This is a genomic window from Tessaracoccus sp. MC1756 (assembly GCF_014164735.1).
Taxonomy (GTDB): domain Bacteria; phylum Actinomycetota; class Actinomycetes; order Propionibacteriales; family Propionibacteriaceae; genus Arachnia.
The window spans coordinates 796,611-808,456 of the sequence record NZ_JACJFZ010000001.1 but is presented as its reverse complement, the minus strand read 5'-3'; the positions used below and the strand labels follow the sequence as shown (position 1 = coordinate 808,456).

10 protein-coding genes are annotated in these 11,846 nt (G+C 68.6%); 1 reads left to right on the top strand and 9 read right to left on the bottom strand.

The genetic code is table 11. The features are described 5' to 3' along the window. Positions 1-74: 74 nt before the first annotated feature. The 8 genes from gap to uvrC form a co-directional block, all read right to left on the bottom strand. Positions 75-1,070, bottom strand: a complete 996-nt coding sequence (gene gap / locus H5393_RS03705; protein WP_182765507.1) for a type I glyceraldehyde-3-phosphate dehydrogenase — start codon at positions 1,068-1,070, stop codon at positions 75-77. Between the two features lie 113 nt (positions 1,071-1,183). Next, positions 1,184-2,164 (bottom strand): DNA-binding protein WhiA, encoded by a 981-nt coding sequence (whiA, locus tag H5393_RS03700; protein ID WP_220488155.1) that lies wholly within the window; start codon positions 2,162-2,164, stop codon positions 1,184-1,186. Between the two features lie 49 nt (positions 2,165-2,213). Beyond that, positions 2,214-3,161, bottom strand: a complete 948-nt coding sequence (yvcK, locus tag H5393_RS03695) for a uridine diphosphate-N-acetylglucosamine-binding protein YvcK (RefSeq protein ID WP_182765506.1) — start codon at positions 3,159-3,161, stop codon at positions 2,214-2,216. Next, a complete protein-coding gene (rapZ, locus tag H5393_RS03690; RefSeq protein ID WP_182765505.1) occupies positions 3,158-4,024 on the bottom strand; it encodes an RNase adapter RapZ in 867 nt (288 codons plus the stop codon). The genes yvcK and rapZ overlap by 4 nt, the downstream gene beginning before the upstream one ends. A gap of 36 nt (positions 4,025-4,060) precedes the next feature. Further along, positions 4,061-4,684 carry a CbiQ family ECF transporter T component gene (locus H5393_RS03685; RefSeq protein ID WP_182765504.1) on the bottom strand — a complete coding sequence of 208 codons (624 nt, stop codon included), beginning with the start codon at positions 4,682-4,684 and terminating at the stop codon, positions 4,061-4,063. Further along, positions 4,681-5,391, bottom strand: coding sequence for an energy-coupling factor ABC transporter ATP-binding protein (locus H5393_RS03680; protein ID WP_182765503.1), 711 nt, complete (start codon positions 5,389-5,391; stop codon positions 4,681-4,683). Before H5393_RS03680 ends, H5393_RS03685 begins: the two co-directional genes overlap by 4 nt. Next, a complete protein-coding gene (locus H5393_RS03675; RefSeq protein ID WP_182765502.1) occupies positions 5,388-5,981 on the bottom strand; it encodes a biotin transporter BioY in 594 nt (197 codons plus the stop codon). Before H5393_RS03675 ends, H5393_RS03680 begins: the two co-directional genes overlap by 4 nt. Positions 5,982-6,399: 418 nt before the next feature. Next, positions 6,400-8,319 (bottom strand): excinuclease ABC subunit UvrC, encoded by a 1,920-nt coding sequence (gene uvrC, locus H5393_RS03670; RefSeq protein WP_182765501.1) that lies wholly within the window; start codon positions 8,317-8,319, stop codon positions 6,400-6,402. Positions 8,320-8,364: 45 nt separating this feature from the next. Here uvrC and H5393_RS03665 point away from each other — a divergent pair, with 45 nt between their 5' ends. Continuing rightward, complete coding sequence (locus tag H5393_RS03665) at positions 8,365-8,955, top strand: hypothetical protein (protein ID WP_182765500.1); 591 nt, start codon at positions 8,365-8,367, stop codon at positions 8,953-8,955. 37 nt (positions 8,956-8,992) lie between these two features. Here H5393_RS03665 and uvrA read toward each other — a convergent pair whose 3' ends face one another. After that, positions 8,993-11,836, bottom strand: coding sequence for an excinuclease ABC subunit UvrA (uvrA, locus tag H5393_RS03660; RefSeq protein ID WP_182765782.1), 2,844 nt, complete (start codon positions 11,834-11,836; stop codon positions 8,993-8,995). Positions 11,837-11,846 lie beyond the last annotated feature (10 nt).

Genomic DNA, 11,846 nt, shown 5'->3' with positions numbered 1-11,846 from the left:
CTTCGGCGACAACGGCCCTGCGGCCCCAGGCGGGGCCACAGGGCCGTTGTCTCAGACCACGTGGGTGGTGGTGATCAGAGCTTCGAGCCGACCAGGACGGTCAGGTCGACGAGACGGTTGGAGTAGCCCCACTCGTTGTCGTACCAGCCGAGAACCTTGACCTGGTTGCCGATCACCTTGGTGAGCTTGGCGTCGAAGATGCAGGAAGCCGGATCGGTCTCGATGTCCTTGGAGACGATCTCGTCTTCGGTGTAGACGAGGACCTTGCCGTCGGCGGCCTTCTTGACGATCTCGTTGATCTCCTCGACGGAGGTCTCACGGGAGGCCTCGAAGGTGAGGTCGGTGGCGGAACCGGTGGGGGTGGGGACGCGCATGGCGTAGCCGTCGAGCTTGCCCTTGAGTTCGGGCAGCACGAGGGACACGGCCTTGGCGGCACCTGTGGTGGTGGGAACCATGTTCAGGGCGGCGGCGCGCGAGCGACGCAGGTCCTTGTGGGGGCCGTCCTGCAGGTTCTGGTCCGCGGTGTAGGCGTGGATGGTGGTCATGAGGCCCTTGACGATACCGATGCCGTCGTTGAGCGCCTTGGCCATGGGGGCGAGGCAGTTGGTGGTGCACGACGCGTTCGAGATGATGTTGTGCTTCTCGGTGTCGTACAGCTCGTCGTTGACGCCCATGACGATGGTGATGTCCTCGTTCTTGGCGGGAGCCGAGATGAGCACCTTCTTGGCGCCGGCCTGGATGTGGGCCTGGGCCTTGGTGGCGTCGGTGAAGAAACCGGTGGACTCGATGACGATGTCGACGCCGAGGTCCTTCCACGGCAGCGCGGCGGGGTCCTTCTCCGCGAACGCCTTGATCTCCTTGCCGTCGACGGTCAGGGCGTCGTCGTCGTAGCTGATCTCACCGGGGAAACGGCCCAGGATCGAGTCGTACTTCAGCAGGTGGGCCAGCGTCTTGTTATCGGTCAGGTCGTTGACGGCAACCACGTCGAGGTCGGCCCCCGCAGCGACGAGCGCGCGGTAGAAGTTACGGCCGATGCGGCCGAAGCCGTTGATTGCAACCTTTACGGTCATGAGGAATTCGATCCCTTTCGAGCTACCGAGCGCACGGATGCGCGGATGGACATCCTCATCCTAACGACTTGAGCATCTCGAGCAAGCGTGGGGTCGTTTTAGTGAGCGTTACCTCAGCTGTCCTGGAGGTCTGCCGGGAGGCTGGCTTCCGTCGTGGGAACTCCGCGTTCCTCGGCGACCTTGTCCGCCGTGGCGAGGAGGCGTCGGATCCGTCCAGCGATGGCGTCCTTGGTCAGCGGCGGCTCATGCAGCTGACCCAGTTCCTCGAGGCTGGCCTGGCGGTGCTGGAGCCGCAGGTTGCCGGCTTCTCGCAGGTGCTCGGGCACCTCGTCGCCGAGGATCTCCATGGCGCGCTCCACGCGGGCGCTGGCGGCGACGGCGGCCCGGGCCGAGCGGCGCAGGTTGGCGTCGTCGAAGTTGGCCAGCCGGTTCACCGAGGCACGCACCTCCCGGCGGCGGCGGCGTTCCTCCCAGAGGATCCGCGTCTCAGGAGCCCCCATGCGGGTCAGCAGTTCCGCGATGGAGTCGCCGTCGCGGATGACCACCCGCTCCACCCCGCGCACCTCACGGGACTTCACGGCGATGCCCAGGCGGCGGGCCGCGCCGACGAGGGCGAGGGCCGCTTCAGAGCCGGGGCAGGTGATCTCCAGCGACATCGAGCGGCCGGGCTCCGTCAACGAGCCGCGTGCCAGGAACGCGCCGCGCCACACAGCCACGGCGTCCGCCGCGGAACCGCCGACGACGATGGGGGGCAGGCCGCGCACGGGCCTGCGCTGCTGGTCGACCAACCCCGTCATGCGGGCCAGTTGTTCGCCGCCCTGCACAGCGCGCACGGAGTACCGGGGGCCGCGGCGCACGCCGGAGGCATTGATCACGAGCAGGTCTGTGTCGATGGTGTAGAGGTCGCTGATGAAACTGCGCAGCCGTCGAGCCGCTCCCCCGGTGTCGAGTTCCGCCTCCACGACGATGCGGCCACCCACCAGATGGAGGCCGCCGGCGAAGCGCAACATCGCCGCCACCTCGGCCCGTCGCACAGACGGATGGGGCGCGACGACGGAGGCCAGTTCGGCCTTCACCTTCTGCGTCAGAGCCATGGGGCGAAGTCTGCCATACGGGGACGGCCATGCACGGGGGTCAGGATCCTCACCCGGTGATCACTTCGCTGAACACCGACGCGAGGCGGTGCCGGTCATGGGTGGACGAGCCGTCGCGGGACGCGACGTCGGCCCGCACGAGGCGGCCCCCCATGGACTGGACGTAACCCTCGATGTGCTCGTCGTCCGCGGTGAAGCGGCTGTCGGCGATGACCACGTCGAGGCGGAGGTTCGGGGCATGCTCCGCAAGCGTCTCGATGTGGCGGGCGGCGGAGAAGCCGTCGGTCTCCGCCGCCGCGGTGATGTTGAGGACGAGGATGCGCTGCGCCTTCGTCGTGACGATCGCCTCGGCGAGCTCCGGCACGAGGAGGTGCGGCAGCACTGAGGTGAACCACGAACCCGGACCGAGCACGACGGCGTCGGCCGCCATGATCGCCGCCACCGCTTCGGGCCTGGCCGGGGGCTGGTCCGGCACGAGCCTGACGCGCTGCACCTCCGCCCGGGTCTTGGCGACGGTGGCCTGGCCGCTCAGGGTGCACACCTCATCGGGCGCGAAGGGGTCGAGACCCAACACGTCGGCCTCGATCTCGAGCGGCACGGAACTCATGGGCAGCACGCGGCCCCGGGTGCGCAGCAGGTCGCCGACCATGTCGAGCCCCTGGACCGGGTCCTCGAACTGCTGCCAGAGCCCGGCGATCAGCAGGTTGCCGATGGCGTGCCCGCCGAGCGGGCCGTCACCCGTGAACCGCGACTGCAGCACGTTCGCCCAGGTGCGGCCGGCGTGGTCGTCGGAGCAGAGCGCCGCCAGCGCCATGCGGAGGTCTCCGGGCGGGAGGCAGTTGAACTCCTGGCGCAGCCGCCCCGAGGAGCCCCCGTCGTCCGCGACCGTCACCACGGCGGTGAGCTGGTCCGTGACGCGGCGCAGCGCCGTCAGTGACGCGGCGAGGCCGTGGCCGCCGCCGAGAGCGACCACCTTGGGCAGGGAGGTGATGGTCATTCCTTCCCCAGATCCCGGTGCAGCACCGTGGTCGGGAAACCGTGTTCACGCAGCCTCATGGACAGCTCTTCGCTCATGCTGGTGGAGCGGTGCTTGCCGCCGGTGCAGCCGATCGCGACGGTGACCTGGCGCTTGCCCTCGTTGAGGTAGCCGGGCGCGACCGTGGCCAGCAGCTCCACCATGTGATCCTGGAACCGCTGTGCCGCCTGCTGCTTGAGCACGTACTGCGCCACGTCCTTGCTGAGCCCGGACTTGGGCCTCAGTTCCGGGATCCAGTACGGGTTGGGCAGGAAGCGCACGTCGAACACCATGTCGGCGTCGACCGGCACGCCGTTCTTGAAGCCGAAGGAGATCAGCGCGATCTTGAGCTTGTCGGTGGCCTCGTCGCCGAAGTGGTTGGCGACGCGCTGCACCAGTTGGCGGGCGGAGAGGCGGGTGGTGTCGACGACGATGTCAGCGGTGGCCCGGATGTCGGCCAACAGGCGCCGTTCGCGCGCGATGCCCTCGATCAACCGGTCGCCGCCCTGCAACGGCAGCGGGCGACGGTTGGATTCCTGACGCTGCACGATGATGTCGTCGTCGGCCTCGATGAACACCGTCGTGATGCGGCCCCCGGCCTCCTCGAGGGCGGCCAGCGCGGCCGGCAGCTGCTCGAACTGCTCGCGGCTGCGGACGTCGGCGACCACCGCGACCCTGTACACGCCATCCTGGAGCAGGGTGCGGGCCAGGCCGGGCAGCATCACGGGCGGCAGGTTGTCGACGGTGAACCAGCCCAGGTCCTCCATGGCGTGCGCCGCCGTGCGTCGCCCCGCACCGGACAGGCCGGTGATGATGGCGAACTCCTGGTGCGGCGCGTCGGTCATGGCGCCCACCCTACTGGCCTCGGGCCGGCGCATCGCCTAGGCCGGGTCCTCCGGCAGCCCCCGCGCCTGCAGCGCCTCACCGGTGCGCTGCGCATACGAAACTGCGTTCACGACGGCGGGTGTGAGCAACAGCGCCAGGTTGCGCTCCTTGCCCCTGGCGCGTGCCGCCGCGCGCGCGTCCTCGATGGACCCGGCCAGGAACGGGATCGAGCGCACCATCAGCGCCACCATGAGCGCAACCGCGTCCGGATTGATCCGCACGTGACGCAGCACGCGGAGACCGCGGCTGAGGGCGTCGAGCAGGTCGGCCGTCGAGGTGGTGAGGGTCAGCATGCGCGCCGCCAGGACAGCCAGCAGCATGTTGCCCGCAGTCACGAACGCGGCCTCCCACCGGAGCCCGATGACCTGGTACATCGCCAACAGCCCGAGGAAGAACCAGATGTACCAACCGAAGGCGAAGATCCTGCGCAGCCCCAGAGCCGAGGTCAGAAGGATGACGAGCACCAGCACCAACCCGGCAAGCGTGGCCCACCACTGGAAGATGAAGATGGGCGGCACGGCCAGCGCCAGGAGGATGAGGTACTTCGCGCCGACAGGCAGCCGGAAGAGCCATCCGTCGCCCGGCTCGAAGGTGCCCAGGACGCTGGTGTGCGCGCTCACGAGCGGACCTGATCCGCCATGATCCGCGTGTAGAAGTCGACCGTCTCGCGCGGGGTGCCGTCGGCGACGATACGGCCACCGTCGACGACGATGACCCGCCCGGCGTCCATCGCCACGTCGAGGTCGTGGGTGGAGAAGATCACCTGCTGTTCCAGTTCGGCAAGGACCTGTCGCAGCAGGTGCTTGTTGCGCAGGTCGAGCAGCGTGGTGGGCTCGTCGGCCACCAGGATGGCCGGGTCGACCGCGAGCACGCTGGTGAGCGCGACGAGTTGGCGCTCACCGCCGCTGAGGTCATAGATCGACTGGTGCGCGACGTGGCCGATCCCCCGCTGCTCCAGCAGCGCGTGGGCCCGGGCGGTGCGCTCGGCACGGTTCCCGATCTTCGAGCGGAGGCTCAGCTCCACGTCCTCCACAGGGGTGGACATCAGCAGTTGGGCGAGCGGGTCGGTGAAGATGAAGCCCACCTTCTGCCGCACCGCCTTGCCGTCGCGGTCTGCGTCGAGGCCGTCCACGAGCACCCGGCCCGAGGTGACGGTGCGCAGGCCGTTGAGCAGTCGGAGCAGGGTCGACTTTCCGGAGCCGTTGGCGCCGATGACGGCGACGCGCCGCTCGGCGAGGTCCAGTGTCACCCCCGCGAGCAATACCCGGTCCGGGTCGCCCTGCCGGGGGGCGGGGACGACCACGCGGGCGTCGCGGAACTGGATCATCGGCCGAGGAGCCTCGGGAACGCCTTGTGCACGGCCACCGCGATGAGGACCGCGAGCAGGCTCTTGGCGGCGTCCCAGACCCAGAACGGCATGTCGATGGTGACCAACGCCTCGACGAAGGGCTTGTCGAGGTAGGCGGCGAGCCAGGCGACGCCGATGGGCAGCACCACGAGGTAGCGGGCGGCGAGGCAACCGAGGAAGAACCACACCGGGGTCATCGCAGACAGGCCCTTGCGCAGGGCCCACTTGGCCACGAGGCCGATCGCCACGGCGCCGACGACGAAGGAGAGGAGGTAGCCGCCGGTGGGGCCGAGGAACGCGGAGAGACCCGCCTTGCCCCCGGCGAAGACCGGCAGGCCGGCGACGCCGACGACGATGTAGAGCAGCACCGCGGTCGCGCCGCGCCAAGGGCCGAGGACGAGCGCCGTCAGGGCGACGCCGAGGGTCTGCAGCGTGAAGGGCACCGGCCCGAGGGACACGGTGATCTGGGACAGCGCCGAGAGCAGGCCGGCGAACACGGCGATGTACGCGAGGTCGGCGGGCGCGAAGGCCTTCGTGCGCGGCGCGTCGACAGCGGTGCTGGTGGACATCGGTCACTCCTTGGGTCGATGAGTGAGCACAATTTAAGCACCTTGTTTGAACACTGTTCAACTCGGGCCGTCGTTCAGCGTGAGGTCTCACTCATCGGGCCGACACGTGGCGCCACACGTCGCAGTACGGGCCGGGTGGGTTGCGTAGTGCAAGAAGTTGCACCGACGTCGGTGCCAGAACCGACACCACGACGACGGCCCGAGCCGTCCTGCCACTTCTGCCACCATCCCGACAGCACCGCCAACCCCGAAGCGTCCGACGGCCGCCACCACCCGTGTCGTTGCCATCCACAGCAACCACGCACCACCCGCAACCCGCCAACGGGTGACGCGCACCGACTCGCCATGGACCCCGTACGTGGATACCTCCGGCTGCCAAGCAAACCGGCAGCCCTACTGGCTCAGGAAACGACACGTGTCAGGTCTCGAGAACCTCGCCGGTGGTCAGGTTGATCGCCTCTCCCCCGGTGTCGGCGACGGCGGCCTTGACCGAGGCGGCCAGCCGCGGGCCGAAACCGGGCACCTCTGCGATTTCCTCGACGGTGGCCTGGCGCAGCTTCCGCATGGAACCGAAGTACTTCAGCAGCGCCTTCCTGCGGAGCTCCCCCAGGCCGGGGACGCCGTCGAGCACGGATTCCACCACCGTCTTCGCACGCCGCGAACGATGGTGCGTGATGGCGAAGCGGTGGGCCTCGTCGCGCAACCGCTGCAGCAGGTACAGCCCCTCCGCGGCCCGCGGCAGGATCAGCGGGTATTCCTCGCCGGGGATCCACACCTCCTCGAGCCGCTTGGCCAGCCCGCAGAGCGCGATCTCGGCGTCGAAGCCGAACTCCTTCAGCACCGCCGCGGCGGCGTTGACCTGCGGCAGGCCGCCGTCCACCACGATCAGCGCCGGGGCGTACGAGAAGCGGGCCGCCTCCCCCGTCGTGGCGTCCACCTTGACGTCGGACTGGCGTTCGTCCGCCAGCCTCCGCAGGCGCCGGCTGAGCACCTCGGTCATGGCGGCGATGTCGTTGGACCCCTCGAAGCTCTTGATGATGAAACGGCGGTACTCGCTCTTGCGCGGGATCCCGTCCTCGAACACCACCATGGAGCCGACGGTCTCGGTGCCCATGGTGTGCGAGATGTCGTAGCACTCGATCCGCAGCGGCGGTTCCTCCAGACCCAGCGCCTCGGAGATCTCGTCCAGCGCCTGCGAACGGGCGGTGAGGTCCGTGGAGCGACGCAGCTTCGCCTGGTCGAGCGCCATGTCGGCGTTGCGGACGACGGTGTCGAGCAGCGCCCGCTTCTCGCCCCGCAGCGGCACCCTGATGTCGACCTTGCTGCCGCGGCGCGTCGACAGGTGCGCGATGAGCGTGTCCTCCGCCTCCACGGAGCTGAGGATGTACGGCGGGATCTCCAGGTCGTCGGTGTACAACTGTTCGAGGAAGGCCTCCAGCAGTTCCGTGAGCGAACGGTCGTCGGCGCGGTCGGCGATCCAGCCGCGTTCGCCCCGGATGCGCCCGTCGACGATGTGGAACACCTGGACGGCCACTTGGTGGCCGTTGTCGGAGAGGCCCACGATGTCGGCGCGCAGCCCGTCGCTGAGCACCACAGAGTTCTTCTCCTGTACCTTGCGCAGGGCGGTCAGCGAGTCCCGCAGGACGGCGGCGCGCTCGAAGTTCATCTCCGCCGAGGCGTCGTACATCGCGCGCTCGATGCGGCCGATGATTCCGCCGGTGTTGCCGGCCATGAAGGAACAGAAGTCCTCGGCGATCGCACGGTGCTCCTCCGGGCTCACCCGTCCGACGCAGGGGGCGCTGCACTTGCCGATGTCACCGAGGAGGCACGGCCTGCCGGAGGAACGCGCCCGGTTGAAGACCCCCTGCGTGCAGGAGCGCATGGGGAACACCCGCAGCAGCAGGTCGACGGTCTCGCGGATGGCCCACGCCTGGCCGAACGGACCGAAGTACCGCACGCCACGCTTCTTGGCGCCGCGCCCCACGAACACCCGGGGGTACTCCTCGTTCATGGTGACCGCCAGCCACGGATAGGACTTGTCGTCGCGGTACTTGACGTTGAACCGGGGGTCGAACTGCTGGATCCAGGTGTACTCGAGCTGCAGCGCCTCCAACTCGTTGCGCACCACCGTCCACTCCACCTTCGCCGCAGTGCGCACCATCGTCTGGGTGCGGAAGTGCAGCGCGGCGGGGTCCGCGAAGTACGAGTTGAGCCGCTGGCGCAGATTCTTCGCCTTGCCGACGTACAGGACGTGGCCGAACGCGTCGAAGAACCGGTAGACCCCGGGGTCTGTGGGGATGCTGCCCGGACGGGGGCGGTAGCTCGCGGGATCGGCCATGTCTGCAGCCTACTCAGCCGCGGAATCCGGGCTTATCCTTGAGGCATGACCACGAGTCACACAGAGACTTCCTTGTCGGCCCGCGAGGAGCTCGTCCTACAGATGCGTGCCTGGCGCAAGCGCCGTCGCATCGCCTTCGTCGTGCAGGTGGTCACCATCATCGCGGCGCTGGCGTTGGCGGCACCCGCCGCAGCGCTGTTGCTCGGCCAGTTCACCGGCATGCGCGACGACTACGTGCCCCAGCGGCACGTGCCTGGCACTGACGGCTCCATCACGATCACGTCGGCGGATTCCTACGTGCTGATCCGTCACGAGGCCGAACTTCCTCCCTGCACCATCACGGATGCGGAGGGCTACGAACTCCTGCAGGAGCCGTGGCGCTACGCGTCCGATCCGCCCACCGTCGGCACGTCCTTCTACGCCGAGCCCGGCCGCTATCAGGTCGCCTGTGAGGGCGGTCAGGACGGCGTGGTGGCCCTGAACCGGGTGCAGTACATCAACTCCCTACGGGGTCCGTGGGACCCCCGCAAGCCCGCCCTGCCGCTGTTCGGCGCGGCGCTGCTCATCTACTTCGCCGGTAGATGGTCCGCCGGGCGCATCGCGCCCGAGTCGCTGCGCCCGCTCTACCCCGCGTGATCCGGGCGGTCCCGCCGGGGTGCCGCGGGACTTCCGGTCACAGCAGCTTCCTCAGGAACTCGCCGGTGGCTGAGCCCGCCGTCGCCGCGACCTCCTCGGGAGTGCCGGTCGCGATGACGGTGCCACCGCGCGTCCCCCCGTCGGGCCCCATGTCGATCACCCAGTCCGTGCTCTTGATCACGTCGAGGTTGTGCTCGATCGTCACGACGGTGTTGCCCTGGTCGACGAGCCGCTGCAGCACGGCCAACAGGCGGCGGATGTCCTCGAAGTGGAGGCCGGTGGTCGGCTCATCGAGGACGTAGAGGGTGCGACCGGTGGAGCGCTTCTGCAACTCCGCCGCGAGCTTCACGCGCTGCGCCTCGCCGCCCGACAGCGTCGTGGCCGGCTGGCCCAAGCGGACGTAGCCGAGGCCCACCTCCTCCAGCGTCTTGAGGTACCGGGCGATGGACGAGATCGACTCGAAGAAGACCGCCGCCTCACTGATGGGCATGTCGAGCACCTCGGCGATGGTCTTGCCCTTGTAGTGCACCTCGAGCGTCTCGCGGTTGTATCGGGCCCCGTGGCAGACCTCGCACGGCACGTAGACGTCCGGCAGGAAGTTCATCTCGATCTTGATGGTGCCGTCGCCCATGCAGTTCTCGCACCGGCCGCCCTTGACGTTGAACGAGAAGCGGCCTGGCATGTAGCCGCGGACCTTCGCCTCGGGCGTCTTGGCGAACAGGGCCCGGACCTTGTCGAACACGCCGGTGTAGGTGGCCGGGTTCGACCGGGGGGTGCGTCCGATCGGCGACTGGTCCACCGAGATCACCTTGTCGAGGTGTTCAAGCCCGTCGAGCGACTTGTGCCGCCCGGGCACGGCCTTCGCGCCGTAGATGGCCTTCGCGGCGGCCGTGTACAGGATGGAGTTGACCAGCGACGACTTGCCCGAGCCGGAGACCCCGGTCACGGCGATGAACTGCCCCAGGTTGAAGCTCACGTCGATGTTGCGCAGGTTGTGCTCACGGGCCCCCTTGACGACGAGCTGCAGCCCGTTCCCCGGGCGCCGCACGGCCGGTACCGGGATCTCGAGCCGGCCGGACAGGTAGGCGCCGGTCTTGGACTCGGGGTGGTTGAGCAGTTCCTCCACGGTGCCGCTGATGACGACCTCGCCGCCACCCTCGCCCGCCCCTGGGCCGATGTCGACCGCCCAGTCCGCGGCCCGGATGGTGTCTTCGTCGTGCTCGACGACGATCAGCGTGTTGCCGAGGTCGCGGAGCCGGTGCAGCGTCTCGATGAGGCGCAGGTTGTCGCGCTGGTGGAGGCCGATGCTCGGCTCGTCGAGCACGTACAGGACGCCCACGAGGCCGGACCCGATCTGGGTGGCGAGACGGATCCGCTGCGCCTCGCCGCCCGACAACGTGCCGGCAGCGCGCGAGAGCGAGAGGTAGTCGAGCCCCACGTCGAGCAGGAAGCGCAGCCTCAGGTTGATCTCCTTGATGAGCCGCTCCGCGATGGCAGCCTCCCGCTCCGACAGTTGCAGCGCGCCGAGGAACTCCGCGGCCTCACCGATCGACAGGTTGGCCAGCTGGGAGATGTTGCGCTCCGCCACGGTGACCGCGAGCGACGCGGCCTTGAGCCTGGCGCCCTCGCAGCGCGCGCAGTCGATCTCGCGCATGTAGCCGCCCCACCGGTCCCGCGCCGCGTCCGTCTCGGCCTCGTCGAACCGCCGCCGGATGAAGGGGATGACGCCCTCATACTTCTGAGAGAACGCCCGCACCCGGCCGAACCGGTTGCGGTACTTGACCACCACGTTGCCCTTGGCTCCGTGCAGCAGCAGCTTGCGGGTGGCTGCGGACAGGTCCTTCCAGGGAGTGGTCAGGGAGAAGTCGTGTTCCTCGCCCAGCGACTCGAGGACGCGGGCGTAGTGCTGCTTGATCGTCGGCGTGGTCCAGGGCGCGATGGCGCCGTCCTCCACCGAGAGGTCGTCGTTGGGGATGATCAGCTCGGGGTCCGGGTCCAGCAGCGTGCCGAGGCCCGAGCACTCGGGGCAGGCCCCCCATGGGCCGTTGAACGAGAACTGCCGCGGCTCGAGTTCGTCGATGTTGACGTCGTGCTCGTTGGGGCAGCCCATCTTCTCCGAGAAGCGACGCTCGCGCTCCGGGTCTCCCTCAGGGCGGTCCACGAAGTCGATCGTGACCACGCCACCGGCGAGGTTGAGGGCCGTCTCAATGGATTCGGTGATCCGCTGCTTGGCGTTGGGCCGCACCACCGCGCGATCCACCACCACGTCGATGTCGTGCTTGTAGGTCTTGGCCACGGCTGGCAGTTCCGTCAACGAATAGGTCTCGCCGTCGATGCGGACGCGGGCATACCCGTCGCCGATCATTTGGCGGAACAGGTCGGCGTGCTCGCCCTTGCGACCGCGCACCAGCGGAGCCAGGATCTGGAAGCGGGTGCCCTCCTCCTCGCCCATCATGCGGTCCACGATCTGCTGCGGGGTCTGCTTGCCGATCACGGCGCCACACACCTCGCAGTGCGGGACGCCGATGCGCGCGTAGAGCAGGCGCAGGTAGTCGTAGACCTCCGTGATGGTGCCCACCGTGGAGCGGGGGTTGCGCGACGTCGACTTCTGGTCGATCGACACCGCCGGCGAGAGCCCCTCGATGAAGTCGACGTCCGGCTTGTCCATCTGGCCCAGGAACATGCGGGCATAGGCCGACAGCGACTCGACGTAGCGCCGCTGCCCCTCAGCGAAGATCGTGTCGAACGCCAACGACGATTTTCCCGATCCGCTGAGTCCGGTGAACACGATGAGTGAGTCGCGGGGCAGGTCGACGGAGACATTCTTGAGGTTGTGTACGCGTGCGCCACGCACAATGAGCCGATCATTCACGCCCGTAATGGTACGTCTT